Source organism: Alistipes sp. HGB5, from assembly GCF_000183485.2.
In the GTDB taxonomy this organism is placed as follows: domain Bacteria; phylum Bacteroidota; class Bacteroidia; order Bacteroidales; family Rikenellaceae; genus Alistipes; species Alistipes finegoldii.
In genome coordinates this window covers 118,275-137,226 of record NZ_AENZ01000009.1, presented here as the reverse complement: position 1 = coordinate 137,226, position 18,952 = coordinate 118,275, and the positions used below count along the sequence as shown (strand labels likewise).

Sequence of the window (18,952 nt, the reverse complement as noted above, 5' to 3'; positions counted from 1 at the left end):
ATTGTTGGTGGGCGTGGTTTGCGTATTTGAATCCTCAAATTGCGTATAATTGACTGCCGCGCCGGAAAAAACCGGACGATACATATATACAAAAAAGCTCCGGACTCTGTCGGGGAGTCCGGAGCGCGATGTTTGTGCTTTTAATATATAGGTGTCGTTCCGATATGGCCGTCCGCCTATTGTGCGGAACCGCCGGCGGCCCGTCAGCTTTGGCCGGAGCCGTCGCCGAAGAGCGCCTTGACGAACTCTTTGCGGTCGAATATGCGCAGCTGGTCGATGCCTTCTCCAATGCCGATGTAACGGACCGGGATGTGGAACTGGTCGCTGATGCCGATTACCACGCCGCCTTTGGCCGTGCCGTCGAGTTTGGTGATGGTGAGCGAAGTGACCTGCGTCGCCTGCGTGAACTGCCGGGCCTGCTCGAAAGCGTTCTGTCCGGTCGAGCCGTCCAGCACGAGCATCACCTCGTGCGGCGCGCCGGGGATCACCTTGCCCATGACGTTGCGGATTTTGGTCAGCTCGTTCATCAGGTTGATCTTGTTGTGCAGACGGCCCGCCGTGTCGATCAGCACCACGTCGGCGCCGTTGGCCTTGGCCGAGGTCAGCGTGTCGAACGCCACCGATGCCGGGTCAGAACCCATCTCCTGACGGATCATCGTGGCTCCCGCACGGTCGGCCCAGACCTTGAGCTGGTCGATGGCGGCGGCGCGGAACGTGTCGGCGGCGCCGATCCAGACCTTTTGTCCGGCTTTGGTGAGCTGGGCCGCGAGTTTGCCGATGGTCGTGGTCTTTCCGGCGCCGTTGACGCCCACGACCATCACCACGTAAGGTTCGCCCTCTTTGGCGTCGAGTCCGAAATGCTTTTCGGAGCCGTGCGACTCCTCCATCAGCGCGGTTACCTCTTCGCGCAGAATGGACTGCAGCTCGGAGGTGCCCATATACTTGTCGCGCGCCACGCGCTCTTCGATGCCCCGGATGATTTTGACGGTGGTTTCCACGCCTACGTCCGACGAGATCAGCACCTCTTCCAAGTCGTCCAGTACGTCGGCATCGACCGTCGAACGGCCTGCAACGGCGCGGGCGAGCTTCGAGAAAAGTCCCGTCTTGGTCTTTTCCAGCCCGGCGTTAAGCTCTTCCTGCTGCTGTTTGCGCTCTTCGGAAGCCTGCGCGGCGGAGTTGTCCTGCTTCTTTTTGAAAATATCGAAAAATGCCATGTCTAATATCTCTATATCCGTACAAAGATAATAAGAATGTTTGGAAAAAAATGTTATATTTGCACTATATACATTTTCAACGATGATGAAAAAAACGATTCTGCTGCTTGTGGCAGCGCTTTGCGGCGTATTGACGGCCGCGGCTCAGGACCTGATCGTCAAGACCGATGCGACGAAGGTCGAGGCCAAAGTAACCGAAATAACACCCGATGCAGTACGGTATAAGCGTTTCTCCAATCCCGACGGACCGACCTATGTGCTGCCTGTCGCCGATATCGACTACATTCAGTATGCCAACGGCGAAAAGGAGCGCTTCCGGGCTGCCGAAACTGTGCCTGCGACGCCGCTGACCCCTGCGACGCCGGTCGGTGAGGCTCCGGTCGCAGCGGCTCCCGCTGCGCAGGCGCCTGTACAGCAGGCTGCGCCGGTGCAGTATGTCGCCAAAGAGTATCAGATCGGCGAGTTCTACGACCAGAACGGCGTCAAGGGCGTGGTCTGCATGCTGACGGAGGACCGCCGGCACGGACTGATTATTTCGCTCGATGAAATATACCTGCCGTGGAGCGAATTCCGGAAGCCCGACCTGCGGGTTGCGGGCGCCGACGACCGGATCGACGGCATGGGAAATATGGAGAAGGTAGCCGCCTATATCGCCGAAAACAACCTTGCGTGGGATGATTTTCCGGCTTTCAAGTGGTGCCGCGACAAGGGCGAGGGCTGGTACCTGCCGGCCATCGACGAACTGCTGACCATCGGACACAACTACAACGGCGGCACGCGCATACATTCCAACCGTCAGGCCCGCAACCGTTTCAACGACGCGCTCAAGGATAACGGCGGCAAGCGCATGGACCGTCTGGTCTACTATTTCTCCTCGACCGAGAAGGACGAGAAGGAAGCCTATACGACCCATACGGGCATCGAACCTCCCTATGTGATCGAGATTCCCAAGTACAACAAATTCCTCGTGCGGGCGGTGCGGAAGTTCTGAAGCAGGAGTGTTGAGCATACGACAAACGGTGCGTCCCCCAAGGACGCACCGTTTGTCGTATCCGAAGAATTTGCAATCGGCTATTTGTGGGCCAGATCGTGAATCAGTTTTCTCATGTGCTTTTGGAATTTATGTACCGGGTGGATTTCCCGGATGTATTCGACAGCCTTGCAGGATAGTTCTTTGCGCAGTCCCTCGTTTTCTATCAGCTCTTCGATTGCGCTGGTGAAGAGCGGCACTTTGTCGAAGCCGTCGCCGAGTACGGGACCGGTGTAGCGTCCGAATTTCGAAGTCAGATCTTCCGGATTGCGGCAGCTGACCAGCAGTGTGCCGTAGGCCAAAGCTTCCAGAAACGTGATCGGCAGCGCTTCGTGGATGGAGGTGTTGACCAGTATCTTGGCTTCGCGGATATATTTCATTTTCTCTTCGCCTTCGACGTGTCCGACGAAATGAAGGTTCGGTATGTCTCGGTAGCCGGCCATGATACTTTCGTTCTGGGATTTTTCCCGGAAAGTCTGACCCAGCATGAAGAATTCGTATTGCGGAAGTTGCTTCGCGATTTCGCAGAAAAGCCAACCCCGCTTGATGGATTCGATGCGTCCGATGAAGAGGATATGGTTCTTTTTGGGGTAGCTCTCCGGATCGAATCCGTAGTCGATGTCGATGGGGTTGGGCATATAGGCAATAGGAGCGTCTCCCGGAAGCCGGTACAGCTCTATCGCCTTGTCGTTGAGAAAATATCCCTGAGAAACGAATGTAACCAGTCCTTTGCCGTAAAGTTTGTTCACGCTGTCGTAGAGGCTCGAACTCCAGTAGGAATTTTCGGGAAACAGTTTTACGGTCTGTATTTCCAGCCATTCGCTCCACGGCCGAGGATCCTGTATCCAGTGGATGATCGGTTTGCTGCGACGTTCGTATTTGAGAATATTGTGTGTCAGTTCGACTGTAAGATAGATGTCGTATTTTTTCTTTTTCAGCCACTGCCGGGCAAAAAAGCGTCCGGGAGGGATAATTACCTTGCGGTTGTCGACTTTTTCTGTCAACGCATTGGGGGCGAACTTCCACCGGTGTTTGTTCGAGAGTAAAACTTCCACCGAGATGTTCGTATCGGGCAGGTATCGGGCGATATAATTGCGTGCCAGAAACCCGTAACCTCCGTATGCCGTGCCGCAGGCTCCGAAATATTCATCGACGATCAGGGCGACTTTGACTCTGCTGGGGTATACGTCGATGCCCGCCGCTTTTTTTAATGTTCGCAATATTCGGCTCCGGACGAACTCCGAGCGGAATTTTTTGTAGGGCGTGAGCCGCAGGTACGTAAAATAGCGGGAAGCCATGGAGTTGGGGCATCTGCGTTCGGTGGACCATGGTTTGACGTCCCCGTTGTAGTGGATGATGACCGGATCTTTTACCGTATGGAATTTGTCGTCGGTGGCGGTGTAGTTGTAAATGCCGGGAAGCTCTTTGATTTTGCCGCCTCTGAACGTCGTATTTATCACATCCTGATCCTGATATTCGAACTGCGTTCCTTTCTGGGTCGCAGTCTGCAGGAGCTGGTCCGCCGCCTGATCTTTGCGCATCTGCTCCAAATTCATCAGAATGACGCCTGCGTTTATGTAAAGTTCCGCTTGTGACATTCCGAGCCGATATTTGTAACTGATTTGCTCGATCCAGCTGTCTTTGACGCCCGCGCAGTAGTATCCGTCGAGAGAAGTCTCCCACAACGGGCGCAGAGGACCGTTTACGACCAAATCCGAATCGAGGTACAATATCCGGTCGAGTTCCGGCAGCAGTTCCGGCAGCAGGAACCTGTAATAGGTGTGGTGTGTGATATAGCTGATGTTGAGCCGCAGCTTTTTCAAGGCGCTGTCTTCGACGATTATGAACGAGAGCCGGTTGCCGTCGCCGTAACGCCGGACCGTTTGTTCAAATAATTGTCTGTTCCGATCGGAAAAATAATCGGTAAATATGTAGATGTCCAGAAATTCCGATTTGTTGTTTTCCAGAGCCGAGGCCATTGCTACACAGCAATGTTGGGCGTAAGAGTCGTTGACCGTAAAAGCTATGGCGATCCGTTGAGATTCCTGCATTGTTTTTAGTCGAGAATATTGTTGTTTCAAAGGTAGGAATTTTTCAGCGGATAACAAGCGGTCTTTCCTATAATTGATTTTGCGCACTTGCGGAAGGGGTGTTTCCCTTGATGCAGGATTCGCGGTCTGATCGTGCGCCGACCGCTCTGACCGGGCGATGGTCGCGCTTGCGCGTCTCTTCTGAGACACACAAAGGGCACCCTGTCGGATGCCCTTTGTATTTAAGATCGCTCTTAAAATACTTATTTCTTCTCCTCGAAGAATTCTTTGACTTGGTCGTTGGGGATGATGCCTTCCTTGAACATGTAAGCACCGGTTTTGTCCGACTTGACCATCTTGATGCACTTCGTAAAGTTCTTACCCGTGCCGGTTTTCAGTGTTGCGACTACTTTCTTTGCCATAGAGCTTCAAAACTATTTAATTTCACGGTGAACGGTGACCTTTTTCAGAAACGGGTTGTACTTTTTGCGCTCCAGACGGTCGGGGGTGTTCTTCTTGTTTTTTGTCGTGATGTAACGGGACATTCCCGGAACTCCGCTCTCTTTCTGTTCGGTGCATTCGAGGATGACCTGAACTCTGTTGCCTTTCTTTGCCATTTGTTACTTCGGTGTTTTAGTAAACGGACTTAGGTGCGGCAGCCTCGCGCAGAGCGACTGCAAGACCCTTCTTGTTGATTGTTTTCATGCCGGCAGCCGATACCTTCAGGGTAATCCAGCGGCCCTCCTGCTCAGACCAGAAACGCTTGGTTTTCAGATTGGGACTGAATTTGCGTTTGGTCTTGTGGTGCGAGTGCGAGACGTTGTTGCCCACGATCGCCACCTTGCCTGTGATTTCGCAAACTTTCATTTTTGTTTTCGATAATATTAATATTATTCCCGTAAGGGAGTGCAAATATAAGGAAAAAATGAGAACTAAAGATTAAGTTGCCCGATTAATTTTTAATGTTGAATGTTATTGTATTGATAGTCAGTGTTTAAACGATTGGAATCGTGAGCGTGAAACGCGCCCCTTCCGTGTAGGAAGTGTCGAGTTCGACCCCGCCGCCCAATGCGTCCGCGATCAGCCGGCAGACGGCCAAGCCCAGTCCCATGCCCTGCGAGAACGGGTCGAGTTTGACGAAACGGTCGAAGATGCGGTCCGCTTCTGCGGCGGGGATGCCCGGTCCGCGGTCCGTAACCGTGAAGGCGATCCGCTTTTTGTGCGAGATCAGGGTGTAGGCGAGCGTGATCCGGCCGTCGGGGGCGAAGCGTGCTGCGTTGCGCAGCAGTTCGGTCAGGGCCTTGGAGAGCAGCAGGCAGGAGGTGTTGACCGGAAGTTGTGCGCATTCGGGTTCGAAGCGGATGTCGAGTTTGCGGAGACTGTAGTCCCTGACGGTCTGAATGCACTGCATGCAGCAGACGTTGATGTCCACCGGACCCAATGCGGGCGGGGTGTCGGAGGATTCGAGGCCCGCGATATAGAGCACATCGTCCACGAGCTTCTGGAGGTAGCCGCTGTTTTCCCGGATGATTTCGATGTAGGACTGACGCTCTTCGTCGTCCGCGTCCGGGGCCGCGGCCAGCTCGGCGAAACCTACGATGGAATTGAGCGGGGTGTTGATCTCGTGCGTGATGTTGCGGATGAAGACGCCCTTCATCCGGCTGCTCGCCTCCGCGGCCCGTTTGGCGTGCGCCAGACGGCGGTTCATGCGCGCCGTGAAGAGGAGGAAGAGAACCGTCAGCAGCAGGATGACGCTCAGCGCCGCGATGCCCAGCTGCGTGCGGTGCAGGCGCACTTCCTGCGTCTGCCGCTGCAGCTCCGCCTTTTCGACGTCGAGACGGCTGACGTCGAGCAGCGTGGCGAATTCGCCGAGGTTTCTTTCGTTGTCGTCGCCGACCTTTTTCCGGTAGAGGTCGAGGTAGTGTTTCTGACTTTTGTAGGCGGCTTCGTAATTGCCGGTTTCGGCATAGGTTTCCGCACGGGTTTGGAACAGTTCGTAGAAATAGGTTTCGCTGTGCCCGGTCTCTTTGAACAGGCCGATCAGTTTGTCGAGTGTGGTCAGCGCCCTGCCGAATTCGTGCTCGGCGAGGTTGATGGCAAGCTGCGCTTCGGTGAGGCTGGCCGTCGTAAGGTATCCGTCGTGTCCCTGCCGGATCTGGTCGAACAGCGTGCGGGCTTCGGCGCTCCGGCCGGTCCGGCTGTAGAGGATCACCTGTTTGAGTTTCAGCGGCCAGATGTATTCGGGCAGGGTGAGCCGCGCCTTGCCTTTTTCGAGCTCTTCGGCGGCTTCTTCGTACCGTCCGGTGTCGATGAGGACGGTGGCCAGCTCGGAATAGAGAATAGGCAGCGAGAATTTGTTGAGGTTGTTCTCTTCGATGAAGCCGATCGCCTTGCGGTAGTAGTCGGCGGCGGTCTCTTTGAGTCCGCGGGTTCGGTAGATGTGGCCTAACTGCTTGTAGGCTTCGGCGATGGCGGGCTTGTAGTCGTCCTGTCGGCCTGCGCCATGTAGCGTTCCAGCTCGTACTGCGCCAGCGTGTATTGCCCGTGTTTCGTGTAGTAGAGAATAAGCCGCGACCAAGTGAAAAAATAGTAGGTCGGCTGCTCGTTTGCGCGTGCGAAGGCCTGCACGCGGGGAATCCACGCCTTGAGAGAGTCCGGTTCGTTGTTGAAGTAATAGTGGTCGGCCTTGAACGAGAGGGCGACGGCCTGCATGCGGATGTCGTTTTTTTCGCCCGCCAGCCGGAACAGCGGGTCGGCCTTGAGCAGGACGACCGAATCGCGGATGTTGTTGTTGCACCAGCGGTAATAGGCGTAAAGCGTGCTGTCTACGTTTTGTAGGTTTCGGTCTGCGCGTGGCCGGACGGAATCCGGATAAACAGCATCAATAAAAGCAGAGCTTTTTTCATTAGTTTTTGGACTGAATAGTTGCAAAGATAAGTAAATATCTGCTGTAAAACAAACTATTCAGTCTTTTGAGAGGGCTATTCGGCTTTATTCGATGCCTGCAGTTCCTTTTCGAGCAGTTCGATGGCCGCCGTTCCGGCTTTTCGGATGACGGCGTTGCGGCTGCCGCCGGCACGGATCAGGCGGGTTGTGGTGCGTAGCGGGGAGCTGACGGCGATCCATACCGAGCCGACGGGATATTCGGGCGTTCCGCCCGTAGGGCCTGCGATGCCGGTAGTGGCGACGGCATAGTGCGAATTCGAAGCCCGGCGTACGCCTTCGGCCATCTGACGGACGACCTGCTCGCTGACGGCGCCGTAGCGGGCGATCGTGTCGCAGCTGATTTGCAGGATCTCCTGCTTGGTGTCGAGGCTGTATGCCACGACGCCGCATTTGAAGTAGGCCGAAGCGCCGGGCAGGGCCGTGAAGCGCGCGGCGATCGTGCCGCCCGTACAACTCTCGGCGACGGCCAGCGTCTGGATGCGGTCGGTCAGGATGCGGTGCACCCGTTTTTCCGGAGCGTGGCTGCTGCAGGCGGTCAGCGAGAGAATGAATGCGGTTGCGGTTGAGAGCAGGATTTTATTCATCGGGGCGTCGTTTTATTTTCCGTTGAGTTCGTCGCGCAACAGGCCGAGGGCGAAGGCGCCGGCGCGGTCGATGATCTGTCCGCGGTCGGAGCCGCACTGTTTGAGCAGGGCGACCGTGCGGCGGGGGCCTGCGACGGCGATCCATACCGTGCCGACGGGCTTTTCGGCCGTACCGCCCGCGGGGCCTGCGATGCCGGTGGTCGAGACGGCGTAGTCGGCGCCGCTGATGCGTCGCGCCCCTTCGGCCATCTGTCGGGCGACCTGTTCGCTGACGGCGCCGTAACGGGCGATCGTGTCGGGATCGACGCCCAGCACAGCCTGCTTCGACGCGTTGCTGTACGAAACCACGCCGCAGAGGAAGTAGGCTGAAGCGCCCGGCATGGCCGTAAAGCGCGCGGCGATGGTGCCGCCCGTGCAGCTCTCGGCTGTGGCGAGGGTCTGTCGCCGTTCGGTGAGCAGCTTGTGTATCAACTCCTGCATGGTGGCCGTTTCGTAGCCGATGATGTTGTGGGGAATGATCCTGCGCAGCGCTTCGAACTGCCGTTCGATCTCCTTCGATACGCTTTCTCCCTCGACCTCGTAGGCTGACAGCCGGAGCCGCACGGCGCCCGGATTGGGCAGGTAGGCCAGCTTCAGGTAGGGCGGCAGGGCGTTTTCCCACGTTTCGATCGCTTTGGCGAGCATCGATTCGGGCAGTCCGGCGGTGATCATCGTGCGGTGTACGATCTGGCGCAGTTCGAAGTGCGCCTTGAGCCGCGGCATGACCTCGTCCTGCATCAGATGCTCCATTTCGTAGGGTACGCCCGGCAGCGAGACGACCACTTTGCCGCCGCGTTCGAACCACATGCCCGGCGCCGTGCCGTGCGCGTTGAACAACACCGTGCAGCAGGCCGGAACCAGAGCCTGTCCGCGGTTGAGTTCGTTGAATTCGATGCCCCGCTCTTCGAGCATCCGTTTTACATGGTCGGAGACGGTTTGGTTCAGGATGAGTTCGCTGCCGAACATTTCGGCCAGCGTCTTTTTGGTGATGTCGTCCTTGGTGGGGCCGAGTCCGCCGGTGATGATTGCGATGTCCGACTGGCCGAGGGCGCGTTTCACGCACCCGACGATCTGCGCGCTGTCATCGCCGATCGAGACTTTTTCATGCACGACGATGCCTGCGGCGTTGAGGTGGCGGGCGATGGATACGGAATTGGTATCCACGATCTGACCGATGAGGATTTCATCGCCGATAGTGATGATCGTTGCTTTCATAAGCGGTGTTTTTGACTCAGGACTCCGGCTGTTCGGAGTCGGGACCGGATTGCGCCGGAGTTCGGGATTCCGCAGGCGCCGGTTCGGCGTTTTCGGCGTTTTCGGGAGCCGGAGCCGTTGCGGCGGGCTGGGGCGTGTGTTTTGCGGGGAGTTGCTGCGCTGCGGGTTTTGCTGTTGTTTTTTCCGCTGCCGCCCTTTCCGCTGCCGCCCTTTCCGTTGCCGCCCTTTCCGTTGCCGCCCGCTCCGCCGCGGCTTTCGCTTCGGCGTCGGCGACGAGGGCGCGGCAGATGTCGCGCACCAGTCCGGGACCGTTGTAGATATAGCCGGTGTAGAGCTGCAGCAGGTCGGCTCCGGCGTCGAGCATCGCTTTCGCGTCGTCGGGGGTCATGATGCCGCCCACGCCGATGATCGGAAAATTGCCGCCCGAACGGGTGTGGATGCGGCGCACGACCTCCACGGCCCGCTGCGTGAGCGGTGCGCCGCTCAGCCGGCCGCTGCCGATCTTGTCGAGCGTCGTGCGGCTGGTGTGCAGCCCTTCGCGGTTGTGCGTGCCGTTGGTCGCCACGATGCCGTCGAGGGGCGTTTCGAGCAGAATGTCGCTGATTTCGTCGATCACGGCGTCCGGCATGTCGGGCGATACCTTGAGCATGATCGGGCGGTATTGGTTCTGTCCCCGGCGGAAGTCGAACAACGGGTCGAGAATCCGCAAGATATGTTCGCGCGTATGCGTCGCGCCTTCGCGGCACGAGTTGTCGCAGCTGATGTTCACAGTGAAGTAATCCGCGTACTGGTAGAGGTTGCGGAAGAGTTTGAGGTAGTCGGCCGCGGCGTTTTCGGCGAGGGTCGCGGTGTTGCGGCCGATGTTGCAGCCGACGATGAATCCTTCGTGGGGCCGGCGCAGGTGCTGGATGGTCTTTTCGAGACCGCGGTTCGAAAGCCCGATGCGGTTGATGATCGCCTCGTCCTTCGGGAGCCGGAAGACGCGGGGGCGGGGGTTGCCCGCCTGCGGGCGCGGCGTCACGGTGCCGACTTCGACGAATCCGAAACCGAGGGCCGCCAGTTCGCGGAACGCCTCGCCGTTGCGGTCGAAACCTGCGGCCAGCCCGACGGGGTTGGCGAATTTGATGCCGAAGACCTCGCGTTCGAGCGCGGGGTGTTTCACGGCGTAACACTTGCGGAGCAGCCACCGTCCGCCGGGAATCAGCCCGATGGCGCGCAGCAGTATCAGTACGGCGCGGTGCGCCCGCTCGATGGTGAGCGAGAAGAGGATGGGCTTTATGATGCTACGGTACATGGTCTCAAGTGGCGGTTTCGCTTATGGCCGCAAAGGTACTAAAAAAGAATTGATTTCGCTAAAAGTATTCGCGGCGGTAGCGGTAATGGTCGCGCATCGGCTCGAAATCCTCCGGCCGGGCCTTCAGGCTGCGGCTCTGGGCCTCGATGTCGAACGCGCCCCCGATGGTGGTGCAAAGCTCCTGCCACGAGATCGGCCGGGGCGTCGAAGGGGCGGCCTGAGGCGGGTACCATCCGGCGAGGGGCAGGCCGAAGAAACGGGCCAGCGTATCGACCGACATGGCCGTGGCATTGGCTTTGCCCTGCTCGGAATAGCCCGCGATGTGCGGCGTGGCGAGCAGTGTGCGGGCGAGCAGCCGGCGGTCGATGGCGGGTTCGTGCTCCCAGACGTCGAGTACGCAGGCAAGGCCGCTGCGCAGCAGGGCCGCGCCGTCCACGACCTCGCCGCGCGAGGAGTTCAGGATTACGGCGCCGGGTTTCATCCGTGCAAAAAGGGCGTCGCCGGCCATGCGGCGCGTCGTGTCGTCGAGCGGCGTGTGGAACGTCAGGATGTCGGCTTGGCGGGCGACCTCCTCCAGCGGCAGGAAGCCGCAGTGTTCGCGCGCCTCGCGCGGCGGGTCGCAGCAGAGGACCCGGAAGCCCCATGTTTCGGCATACTCCTTCACGAGCGATCCGACGTGTCCCACGCCGACGACGCCCAGCGTACGCCCGGCGGGCTGCCAGCCCTGCGTGCGGGCGAGGTGGGCCAGCACCGCCCCCGCCCATTGGAGTACGCCTCTGGCGTTGCAGCCGGCGGCCGTGCAGACGCGGATGCCGTGCGCCGCGCACCACGCCGTGTCGATGTGGTCGAAACCGATGGTCGCCGTGGCGATCAGACGGACGCGGGAGCCGCCGAGCAGCCGCTCGTCGCAACGGGTGCGCGTGCGGATAAGGAGGGCGTCGGCATCGCGCACCTCCTCCGGCGCGATTTCCGCCCCCGGAAGATAACGCACCTCGGCCCAAGGTTCGAGGACCCCCTGCAAAAAGGGTATGGCGCTGTCGGCGATGATTTTCATGGCTGATGGCTTTTTCCTGATTTCTACTCTTTACGGGAAGCAAATATAGGGAAAAATTAAAATTTTTGTATCTTTGACATTTAAAACGGATCTTATGGAACAGAAAACGTTCGATCCCGACGGGGTCGGTGTGGATAACGGGACCTATTTCGGGCTGCCTTTCGAACCGGAGACGGCCGAGCTGGTGATCGTCTCGGCGCCTTGGGACGTGACGGTGTCCTACGGAGCGGGGACGGCTTACGCTCCCGATGCCATTATCGAGGCCTCGACGCAGCTCGATTTCCACGAACCGCTGGCTCCCGGCGCATGGCGCCGCGGCATCGCCACGGCCGACGTGGACTATTCGCTGCTGGACGAGTCGCAGCGCCTGCGCGGCGATGCGGCGAAGGTGATCGACCACCTCGAAGGGGGCGGCAGTCCTGAGGACGACTATGTGGTGCGCAAAATCTGCCGCGTGAACGAAGGGTGTGCGGCCATGAACGCCAACATCGGGGCGCAGGCCGCGCGCTGGCTCGATGCGGGAAAACTCGTCGGGCTGGTCGGCGGCGACCATTCGACGCCTTACGGCCTGATCCGCGCGCTCGGCGAACGGCATGCGGAGTTCGGAATCCTGCATATCGACGCCCACTGCGACCTGCGGGACGCCTACGAGGGGTTCGAGTTTTCGCACGCTTCGATCATGTTCAACGTGCTGCGCGACGTGCCTGCGGTGACGAAGATCGCCCAAGTCGCCGTGCGCGACTTCAGCGAGCGGGAGGCGGCGCTGGCCGCGTCGTCCGGCCGCGTCGTCCTGTTCGACGATCTGTCGCTGGCGGCCGCCGGGTTTCGCGGCGAAACGTGGGATACGCAGTGTCTGCGTATCGTCGAAACGCTTCCGCAGGAGGTCTACGTGAGTTTCGACATCGACGGACTCTCCTACGAGAACTGTCCCCACACGGGGACTCCCGTTGCGGGCGGACTGGGTTTCAACCAAGCCGTCTGGCTGCTGGACACCCTCGTGCGTTCGGGCCGCCGCATCGTCGGGTTCGACGTGGTGGAGGTCACTCCGGCCCGCGAGGAGCGGATCGACGCCATAACGGGCGCACGGGTATTGTGGAAGTTGTGTAATTTAACTTTAAAATCAAACGTTCGATAAATGCGACTATTTTCGATGTACCGCTGGGTGCGCGAGCGCCACATGATCGGTATACGCGGCCGTAATTTCATGGAGGCCCCTTGGGCCGGGGGCATCGTGCTGCTCGGATGCGTGATCATCGCCATGCTGCTGGCCAATCTGCCTGCGACTTCGCTCTATTACCGTCATCTGCTGGAGACCGACCTCTCGCTGATGGTGCATAGCCCCGACGGGCTGATCGACTGGGTGTTCCCGCGCGGGATGACCGTCGAGAAACTGATCAACGACGGCCTGATGGTGATTTTCTTCTTCGCCGTGGGGCTTGAGATAAAACGCGAGATCGTCTGCGGACAGCTTTCGTCGGCCAAAAAGGCCCTCCTCCCGGTGCTGGCCGCGGCGGGCGGCATGCTCTTCCCGGCGATCATCTTCACCGCCTTCAACCACGGTACGATGGCCGCCAACGGCTGGGGTATTCCGACCGCCACCGACATCGCCTTCGCCATCGGCATCCTCTCGATGCTCGGCGACCGGGTCCCCGTGTCGCTCAAGATATTCCTCACGGCGCTGGCTATCGCCGACGACCTCGGAGCCATTCTGGTCATCGCGCTCTTCTACGGCGGGCAGGTGCAGATCGGATGTCTGCTGGCGGCGCTGGTCATCATGCTCGGCGTCTACTTCATGAAGGAGATGGGCGAGAAGCGCATGTTCTTCTATCTGGTGCCGGCCGTGGTGGTGTGGGGGCTGTTCTACTATTCGGGCGTCCACTCGACCATTTCGGGCGTGGCGATGGCCATGCTGATTCCGATGACGCCCCGTTACAGCAAGGAGTATTTCGTGCACAAGATGCGCCATCTGAAGGCGCTGATGCTCGCCGCCGGCACTTCGGGCGAGGATTTTCCCAACGAAAACCACCGGTTCTACCTGCGCCGCATGCGTAATCTCGCGGCCGACTCGGTGGGCATGAGCTACCGGCTGGAGCATGCGCTGGCGCCCTCGGTGACCTTCCTCGTGATGCCGATTTTCGCGCTGGCGAATGCCGGGGTCGAGATCACGTCGCTCGAATACCTCAATATTTTCCATATGTCGCCCGATATCGGATCGGTGGGGATGGGCGTCTTCTTCGGACTGCTCGTGGGAAAGCCGCTGGGCATATTTCTTGCGAGCTGGGGCGCCGTGAAGTCGGGGCTGGCCGAGCTGCCCGAAGGGGCGACGTGGCGCATGCTCTTCGCCGTGGGGTGTCTGGGCGGTATCGGGTTCACGATGTCGCTGTTCGTCGATGCGCTGGCCTACACCGAACCCGACCTGATCGACCGGGGTAAAATCGCGATCCTGATGGGCTCGACGGCCGCCGCCGTCGCGGGCAGCCTGCTGATACTGATTTTTTCGAAAAAACGAACCTGATATGCGTAAGACATTAGTTGTCCTGACGGCCGCGGCGCTGCTGGCCGGGGCCTGCTCCAAAAAGACGGGCGGGGGCGTGAAGCTCAAGACCGACACCGATTCGGTGGCCTATGTGATCGGTATGAACGTGGGCATGAACCTGATGAAGATGGATTCGACGATCAACGTGAACGCCGTATGCGAAGGCATCCGCGACGTGTTCCGCCAAGGGACCAAATTCTCGGCGGCCGACGCCGAGGTTTTCTACCTGCGCTATATGAATTATGCGCTGCCGGAGAAAGCCCGCGCCTACGAGGAGCAGTTCCTGCAGGATATCCTCAAGGCGAACCGCAACTACGCCCGCACCGCATCGGGCGTGACCTATACGGTCGAGGTGCTGGGCGATCAGGAGCAGATACCCGCTTCGGACCGTGACAGCATTGCGCTCCGCTACCTGATCCGCACGGCCGACGGCCGGGACGTCTACTCCTCCTATGAGCGGGGCGATACGCTGCGCACGACGCTCGGCGGCCTGCTCAAGGGCATGAAGGAGAGCGTCAAACTGGTCGGCAGGGGCGGAAAGATCAACGCGTGGATTCCCTCCTCGGCGGCTTACGGTACGGAGGGCGACAAAGAGCTGGGAATTCAGCCGAATACCACGCTGTATTACGAAATCGAGCTTGTCGATGTCGATAAATATGCGAATTGGTCGCGGCGCAGCAATTTACGCCGTTAATTTTAAACCATTATTCCAAATATTTTATAACTTTGCGCGGGTAAACCCCTAACAGGCACAAACGATTAAACATATTTGAAAAACAAAACAATGAAAAAAATTCTTTTTGCAGCGGCACTTGCAGGTGCTGCGTTCATGACCGCCTGCGGCGGCAAGGACGGCGGCGTTCGTATGGGCAGCCTTTCGGATTTCGACTCGCTTTCGTATTCGCTGGGCGCCAATATCGGCTACGGCATGAATCACGAGATGAAGGACATTCCCTTCGATTTCAAGGCCATCGACAAAGGTATCAAGGAAGGTGCCATGGGTAAGGCCGCGCAGGAGCACGACAAGTCGCTCGACATGCTGCGCGAATATTTCATGAGCAAGCGCGGCGAGCGTGCGCAGGAGATCGCGGCCAAGCGTGCCGAGCAGGACAGCATCCGTCTGGCCGGCGGCGACACGACCAAGGTCGAGTATCCCGCAGCCGATCCCGCCATGTTCGAGAGCGAGGAGGAGCGTGCCGAGATTTCGTATGCGTTCGGTAACGACATCGGTTACAACATCAGCCAGAGCGGCATGCCCATTCAGCTCGTATGGATCGGTCAGGCCATGCAGGACGTGCGCGACGGCAAGGCGAAGATGGCCGAGGATGCCGTGAACCAGTATCTGCAGTACTACTTCATGGTGAAGCGTCCGGCCGAGAACGCCGAGGCTTCGAAGGCGTGGCTGGAGAAGATCGAGAAGAAGTCGGGCGTGAAGAAGACCGAGTCGGGCCTGCTTTACAAGGTTACCAAGCAGGGCGACGCTTCGATGATGCCGAAGGATCCGCGCGACGTGGTGAAGGTGCATTACACGGGCCGCACGCGTGAAGGCAAGGTGTTCGACACTTCGAAATTCGCAAACCGCCCGAAAGAGCAGCAGGAGATGATCCGCAAGCAGAATCCCGACGGCTTCAACGAGGACGGCACGCCCAAGGAGGCCGATACGGAGGCCGAATTCCCGCTTAACCGCGTGATCAAGGGTTGGACCGAGGGCCTGCAGCTGGTCGGCAAGGGCGGCACGATTACGCTCTGGATTCCCGCCGATCTGGCTTACGGCGCACGCGGCGCCGGCCGTGACATCGGTCCCAACGAGGCGCTTGAGTTCGAGGTGGAGCTGATCGACGTCGTTCCTTTCGAGGAACCCGCTCCGGCGGATTCGACGGCGACGGCCGAGACTCCGGAGGTGGCCCCCGCAAAATAGGCGGCTGAGATTCCGAATATGACAGGGCGGACCCCGTGCGGGGTCCGCCCTGTTTGTCATTGTGCCGGCATCGGGAGGGGGCGTCCGCTGCGGCCGCTGTTATAATAGGTATGTCATCGGAGTAAAACGGATTCCGTCCGTGACGCGTTCGGCGTCGGTTGCGGTGAATCCCAGTCTGCGGTATATTTCGACGGCATAGGGCGACGAGTTGACGGTGATGCGGGAAACCGCCGGATCGGTGCTGCAGAAGTCGCGTACTGCGCTGAACAAGGCGCGTGCGATGCCCTGCCGGTGACAGGATGCGTCCACGAAGAGCAGGCTGATGTGGCTATGGTTTCTGACCGCGGCGACGCCGGCCAGCGTATCCTGCCGGAATGCTCCCCATAGCATCAGCGCGCCGGTGCGAAACTGTTCCGTCATGGCTTCCGGGGCAATGAACCGGTGAAAGACGTCGATGCCTTCCTGCGCGTAATCGGGGGCTTCGAATTCTGCGAAAACGCGGCGGACGAGCGCGGAAGCCGCCGGGATTTCCGCTTTGCGGAGCGGTCGGATGTCGGTTGCAGGCGGGGGTGTCGTGTCGGGAACGATCGGTTGCATGGCGGTGATTTTGAAATGAAAAAGGCGGCTGGAGATCCCAGCCGCCTTGTATGTTTTCCGTCCGCTTTAGAACGGCAGGTCGTCCACCTCGGCGGGCGACGATGCATAAGAGGGCTCCTCGGCGATGGGCGGCATGTCGGGCATCGGGCCTGCGCCGGGAACTTCGGCCTGTTTGGGCTGGAGACGCCATGCGCGGATGTCGGTATACCAGCGGCCGTTGTATTCGCGCGACTCGATATTGACCGAGACGGTGTAGGCCGCACCCTCTTTCAGACGGGCCACGTCGTCGGGCTTGTTGAAAAACGTGACGCAGATCTTGCGGGCGAACGAACCTTCGTTCATCTCGAAGACCACGTCCTGACGCTGCCATTCGCCGCGTGCCGACGTTCCTTTTGTCACGGGCATTATTTTGTAAACTGTTCCTTCGAATTCCATGGTGATGCTGTGAATGGATTAATAATCTTATTTTTCCGCAAAGGTAACAAAAAATCGGGAGAATCCCTGCACCCGCCGGCAAAATTCCCGCGCAAATTTCTCGGCCGGGGAGCTTCGGGGCGCCGCGATTTTTTTTGTGTTTTGCGTCGCCGGACGGGAAAAACTGCGCAGGCGTGTGCCCGGAGAATTCTATGGATGCCGAAATCGGGGATTCCACACGTGCCGATTGGCTGTTCGGTCGGATGTGCCCTGCAAATAAGAAAAAAAGACCTGCATTTCTGCAGATCTTTGATTTTCAGTGGACCCAGAGGGGCATGATCCCACGACCTTCGGATTATGAGTCCGCTGCTCTAACCGACTGAGCTATGGGTCCGTCCGGCGGCTGTGTGCCCAAACCGCGGGCACAAATATAGCAAAACAAATCCGAATTCCCAATATGACGCGGAGATTTTTTAGGTCCGGGCAGGTCGCGGCGGGGGATTACTGACGGTCGAAAATGTCGTTGAGGACCTTGGCCAGCCGGTAGCCGGCTTTGGCGAGCTGCTCTTCGGCCAGCGGTTTGTATTTCAGGATGAAGTCGTGTCCCAGTTTGTCGCCCGGCTTCACGTCGTAGATGCATTTCGAGTTTGCGGCCGACTCGCGGCCCCAGTCGTAGATGTCGCCGGCGATCGCCGCCCGCTGCTGTTCTTCGGTGTAGCGGTCGAGCTGGAAGGCCAGATCGGAGAAGCTCCACGGGTGGGTCGTCGCTACGATCGGGGTGTCCCAGATCGTGTGGTAGCGGATTTCGCTGCCTTTGAGGACGACGTTGAAGTAACCGATTTCCTGATTGTCCGGCCAGCGGACGTGTCCGGGGCAGTGCATGTCCCCCAGACAGTGGACGATGACCTGAATGCAGGCCAGCCGCGTGGAGTCGTTCATCTCGTGCATGCGGTTTTTCAGCCGGTCGGCAGCCCGCTCGACGTAATAGAGGCAGTTGGCCAGATATTTGTCGCCGGGCAGCCGGTTGCCGCGGATTACCTCGCCGTTTTCGTCCACCGAGAAGGTGTGGGGCAGCATGTGCATGCGGGGACCGTTGGTGGGCGTATAGCCCAGATCGACGAGCATTTGGGGCTTGTAATCGTCCATCCACGAAGCGTAATAGACGATCGAGCGGCCGTCGAGCAGTTTGTCCAGATTGGCTTTGGCCTTTTTCGTCAGGTGTTGCTCGGCCAGACGGGCGACGGCGGCGTGTCCCAGCCTGCCCCATGCGAAGGCGCCCTGAGCGGACGTCAGTGCGGCGAAGGCCGCGATGAGAAGGAGTCTCTTCATGTTTTAAGGTGTTTTGTTGTTTTTTCTTTCCGGCCCATGCGCGGCGCGGACGTTTGTCATAATATAATACCGTGCTGCGGGACGAAACACCTATCCGGCGGCGGGAAATTTTCGGGATATTTTGTCGCGGGCCTTTGGGAGCCTTTCTGCGGGCTGTTTTTATCCGTCCGGCGCGGTTTTCGGCGCGGGGCGTTTTCGCTGCGGAAGCAGTGCGGAGATAAAAAGTTTCGCGGAAAATCGGGCGGAGTATTGTTTGTTGCAAATAAATTCGTACCTTTGTCCCGCTTAAGCAATCAATTAAAACAAAAACAACGAAATGAAAAAGGGTATTCATCCGGAGAATTATCGTTTGGTGGCGTTCAAGGACATGTCCAACGACCACGTGTTTTTGTGTCGGTCCGCCGTTTCGACAAAAGAGACCATCGAAGTGAACGGCGAAACCTATCCCGTGTATAAGATGGAAATTTCCAACACGTCGCACCCGTTTTACACCGGTAAGATGAAGTTGGTAGACACCGCCGGTCGCGTCGATAAGTTTATGAGCCGTTACGCAAAACGCTACGATAAGAAAGGCGCGAAATAGGCGCTTTCCGCATTGAGAGACAACGGGCTGCACTTGTGTGCGGCCCGTTTGTTTTTGGTGCGTTTTGTTGCAGAGAGAGCTATTTTGCGGTCGAGGGAGTGTCTGCGTGGAGGAACGGTCCTGCGGTCGAGGGCGTGTTTGGCGGTTGTAGGAACGTTTCTGCGGCCGG

General features: G+C 58.7%; 20 protein-coding genes and 1 tRNA gene. 6 read left to right on the top strand and 15 right to left on the bottom strand.

Annotated elements, in window-relative coordinates; all coding sequences use genetic code 11:
- Positions 1-203 precede the first annotated feature (203 nt).
- On the bottom strand, positions 204-1,214 hold the full coding sequence (gene ftsY / locus HMPREF9720_RS01835) for a signal recognition particle-docking protein FtsY (protein WP_009596472.1): 1,011 nt from the start codon (positions 1,212-1,214) through the stop codon (positions 204-206).
- Between the two features lie 82 nt (positions 1,215-1,296).
- On the opposite strand from ftsY, the gene HMPREF9720_RS01830 reads away from it, so the two are divergent.
- Positions 1,297-2,205, top strand: a complete 909-nt coding sequence (locus HMPREF9720_RS01830) for a hypothetical protein (protein ID WP_039939566.1) — start codon at positions 1,297-1,299, stop codon at positions 2,203-2,205.
- A gap of 80 nt (positions 2,206-2,285) precedes the next feature.
- Here HMPREF9720_RS01830 and HMPREF9720_RS14930 read toward each other — a convergent pair whose 3' ends face one another.
- From HMPREF9720_RS14930 to HMPREF9720_RS01790, 10 genes are all read right to left on the bottom strand, one after another.
- Positions 2,286-4,295: a glycosyltransferase gene (locus tag HMPREF9720_RS14930; protein ID WP_083817594.1), complete on the bottom strand. Its 2,010-nt coding sequence runs from the start codon at positions 4,293-4,295 to the stop codon at positions 2,286-2,288.
- 242 nt (positions 4,296-4,537) lie between these two features.
- On the bottom strand, positions 4,538-4,696 hold the full coding sequence (locus tag HMPREF9720_RS14925) for a DUF4295 domain-containing protein (protein WP_009596369.1): 159 nt from the start codon (positions 4,694-4,696) through the stop codon (positions 4,538-4,540).
- Positions 4,697-4,708: 12 nt separating this feature from the next.
- Positions 4,709-4,891: a 50S ribosomal protein L33 gene (gene rpmG / locus HMPREF9720_RS01820; RefSeq protein WP_009596501.1), complete on the bottom strand. Its 183-nt coding sequence runs from the start codon at positions 4,889-4,891 to the stop codon at positions 4,709-4,711.
- Between the two features lie 16 nt (positions 4,892-4,907).
- The gene (gene rpmB, locus HMPREF9720_RS01815; protein WP_009596398.1) at positions 4,908-5,141 is read right to left on the bottom strand and encodes a 50S ribosomal protein L28; all 234 of its coding nucleotides are present in this window, start codon (positions 5,139-5,141) and stop codon (positions 4,908-4,910) included.
- Between the two features lie 127 nt (positions 5,142-5,268).
- Positions 5,269-6,714 carry a sensor histidine kinase gene (locus HMPREF9720_RS01810; protein ID WP_412894469.1) on the bottom strand — a complete coding sequence of 482 codons (1,446 nt, stop codon included), beginning with the start codon at positions 6,712-6,714 and terminating at the stop codon, positions 5,269-5,271.
- Positions 6,715-6,719: 5 nt separating this feature from the next.
- Positions 6,720-7,205, bottom strand: a complete 486-nt coding sequence (locus HMPREF9720_RS15760; protein WP_009596499.1) for a hypothetical protein — start codon at positions 7,203-7,205, stop codon at positions 6,720-6,722.
- Positions 7,206-7,255: 50 nt separating this feature from the next.
- The gene (locus tag HMPREF9720_RS01805; RefSeq protein WP_009596515.1) at positions 7,256-7,804 is read right to left on the bottom strand and encodes a CinA family protein; all 549 of its coding nucleotides are present in this window, start codon (positions 7,802-7,804) and stop codon (positions 7,256-7,258) included.
- A gap of 12 nt (positions 7,805-7,816) precedes the next feature.
- Positions 7,817-9,058 carry a competence/damage-inducible protein A gene (locus HMPREF9720_RS01800; RefSeq protein ID WP_009596373.1) on the bottom strand — a complete coding sequence of 414 codons (1,242 nt, stop codon included), beginning with the start codon at positions 9,056-9,058 and terminating at the stop codon, positions 7,817-7,819.
- Positions 9,059-9,074: 16 nt separating this feature from the next.
- Positions 9,075-10,352, bottom strand: coding sequence for a quinone-dependent dihydroorotate dehydrogenase (locus HMPREF9720_RS01795; protein WP_009596333.1), 1,278 nt, complete (start codon positions 10,350-10,352; stop codon positions 9,075-9,077).
- A 58-nt stretch (positions 10,353-10,410) separates the two neighbouring features.
- Positions 10,411-11,406 carry a 4-phosphoerythronate dehydrogenase gene (locus HMPREF9720_RS01790; protein WP_009596394.1) on the bottom strand — a complete coding sequence of 332 codons (996 nt, stop codon included), beginning with the start codon at positions 11,404-11,406 and terminating at the stop codon, positions 10,411-10,413.
- 94 nt (positions 11,407-11,500) lie between these two features.
- Here HMPREF9720_RS01790 and HMPREF9720_RS01785 point away from each other — a divergent pair, with 94 nt between their 5' ends.
- From HMPREF9720_RS01785 to HMPREF9720_RS01770, 4 genes are all read left to right on the top strand, one after another.
- On the top strand, positions 11,501-12,541 hold the full coding sequence (locus HMPREF9720_RS01785) for an agmatinase family protein (RefSeq protein WP_009596315.1): 1,041 nt from the start codon (positions 11,501-11,503) through the stop codon (positions 12,539-12,541).
- Positions 12,542-13,921, top strand: a complete 1,380-nt coding sequence (nhaA, locus tag HMPREF9720_RS01780) for a Na+/H+ antiporter NhaA (RefSeq protein ID WP_022043860.1) — start codon at positions 12,542-12,544, stop codon at positions 13,919-13,921.
- A 1-nt stretch (position 13,922) separates the two neighbouring features.
- A complete protein-coding gene (locus HMPREF9720_RS01775) occupies positions 13,923-14,636 on the top strand; it encodes an FKBP-type peptidyl-prolyl cis-trans isomerase (protein ID WP_009596522.1) in 714 nt (237 codons plus the stop codon).
- Between the two features lie 90 nt (positions 14,637-14,726).
- Positions 14,727-15,860: an FKBP-type peptidyl-prolyl cis-trans isomerase N-terminal domain-containing protein gene (locus tag HMPREF9720_RS01770; protein WP_039939564.1), complete on the top strand. Its 1,134-nt coding sequence runs from the start codon at positions 14,727-14,729 to the stop codon at positions 15,858-15,860.
- 99 nt (positions 15,861-15,959) lie between these two features.
- Here HMPREF9720_RS01770 and HMPREF9720_RS01765 read toward each other — a convergent pair whose 3' ends face one another.
- The 4 genes from HMPREF9720_RS01765 to HMPREF9720_RS01750 form a co-directional block, all read right to left on the bottom strand.
- Positions 15,960-16,457: a GNAT family N-acetyltransferase gene (locus HMPREF9720_RS01765; protein ID WP_009596505.1), complete on the bottom strand. Its 498-nt coding sequence runs from the start codon at positions 16,455-16,457 to the stop codon at positions 15,960-15,962.
- 66 nt (positions 16,458-16,523) lie between these two features.
- Positions 16,524-16,892 carry a DUF3127 domain-containing protein gene (locus tag HMPREF9720_RS01760; protein ID WP_009596520.1) on the bottom strand — a complete coding sequence of 123 codons (369 nt, stop codon included), beginning with the start codon at positions 16,890-16,892 and terminating at the stop codon, positions 16,524-16,526.
- A gap of 299 nt (positions 16,893-17,191) precedes the next feature.
- A tRNA-Ile gene (locus HMPREF9720_RS01755) sits at positions 17,192-17,265 on the bottom strand.
- A gap of 107 nt (positions 17,266-17,372) precedes the next feature.
- Positions 17,373-18,200, bottom strand: a complete 828-nt coding sequence (locus tag HMPREF9720_RS01750) for a S1/P1 nuclease (RefSeq protein WP_009596494.1) — start codon at positions 18,198-18,200, stop codon at positions 17,373-17,375.
- Positions 18,201-18,516: 316 nt separating this feature from the next.
- Between HMPREF9720_RS01750 and HMPREF9720_RS01745 the strand changes: the two genes are divergently transcribed.
- A complete protein-coding gene (locus HMPREF9720_RS01745; RefSeq protein WP_009596455.1) occupies positions 18,517-18,783 on the top strand; it encodes a type B 50S ribosomal protein L31 in 267 nt (88 codons plus the stop codon).
- Positions 18,784-18,952: the final 169 nt, after the last annotated feature.

What these genes read in the sequence shown, in the direction of transcription:
- HMPREF9720_RS01785 (WP_009596315.1), top strand. Translation starts at nt 11,501, where the DNA reads ATGGAACAGAAAACGTTCGATCCCGACGGGGTCGGTGTGGATAACGGG.
- HMPREF9720_RS01800 (WP_009596373.1), bottom strand. Translation starts at nt 9,058, where the DNA reads ATGAAAGCAACGATCATCACTATCGGCGATGAAATCCTCATCGGTCAG.
- ftsY (WP_009596472.1), bottom strand. Translation starts at nt 1,214, where the DNA reads ATGGCATTTTTCGATATTTTCAAAAAGAAGCAGGACAACTCCGCCGCG.
- HMPREF9720_RS01760 (WP_009596520.1), bottom strand. Translation starts at nt 16,892, where the DNA reads ATGGAATTCGAAGGAACAGTTTACAAAATAATGCCCGTGACAAAAGGA.
- nhaA (WP_022043860.1), top strand. Translation starts at nt 12,542, where the DNA reads ATGCGACTATTTTCGATGTACCGCTGGGTGCGCGAGCGCCACATGATC.
- rpmG (WP_009596501.1), bottom strand. Translation starts at nt 4,891, where the DNA reads ATGGCAAAGAAAGGCAACAGAGTTCAGGTCATCCTCGAATGCACCGAA.
- HMPREF9720_RS01805 (WP_009596515.1), bottom strand. Translation starts at nt 7,804, where the DNA reads ATGAATAAAATCCTGCTCTCAACCGCAACCGCATTCATTCTCTCGCTG.
- HMPREF9720_RS01775 (WP_009596522.1), top strand. Translation starts at nt 13,923, where the DNA reads ATGCGTAAGACATTAGTTGTCCTGACGGCCGCGGCGCTGCTGGCCGGG.
- HMPREF9720_RS01765 (WP_009596505.1), bottom strand. Translation starts at nt 16,457, where the DNA reads ATGCAACCGATCGTTCCCGACACGACACCCCCGCCTGCAACCGACATC.
- HMPREF9720_RS01745 (WP_009596455.1), top strand. Translation starts at nt 18,517, where the DNA reads ATGAAAAAGGGTATTCATCCGGAGAATTATCGTTTGGTGGCGTTCAAG.
- HMPREF9720_RS01790 (WP_009596394.1), bottom strand. Translation starts at nt 11,406, where the DNA reads ATGAAAATCATCGCCGACAGCGCCATACCCTTTTTGCAGGGGGTCCTC.
- HMPREF9720_RS01795 (WP_009596333.1), bottom strand. Translation starts at nt 10,352, where the DNA reads ATGTACCGTAGCATCATAAAGCCCATCCTCTTCTCGCTCACCATCGAG.
- rpmB (WP_009596398.1), bottom strand. Translation starts at nt 5,141, where the DNA reads ATGAAAGTTTGCGAAATCACAGGCAAGGTGGCGATCGTGGGCAACAAC.
- HMPREF9720_RS14930 (WP_083817594.1), bottom strand. Translation starts at nt 4,295, where the DNA reads ATGCAGGAATCTCAACGGATCGCCATAGCTTTTACGGTCAACGACTCT.
- HMPREF9720_RS01830 (WP_039939566.1), top strand. Translation starts at nt 1,297, where the DNA reads ATGATGAAAAAAACGATTCTGCTGCTTGTGGCAGCGCTTTGCGGCGTA.
- HMPREF9720_RS01770 (WP_039939564.1), top strand. Translation starts at nt 14,727, where the DNA reads ATGAAAAAAATTCTTTTTGCAGCGGCACTTGCAGGTGCTGCGTTCATG.
- HMPREF9720_RS01750 (WP_009596494.1), bottom strand. Translation starts at nt 18,200, where the DNA reads ATGAAGAGACTCCTTCTCATCGCGGCCTTCGCCGCACTGACGTCCGCT.
- HMPREF9720_RS14925 (WP_009596369.1), bottom strand. Translation starts at nt 4,696, where the DNA reads ATGGCAAAGAAAGTAGTCGCAACACTGAAAACCGGCACGGGTAAGAAC.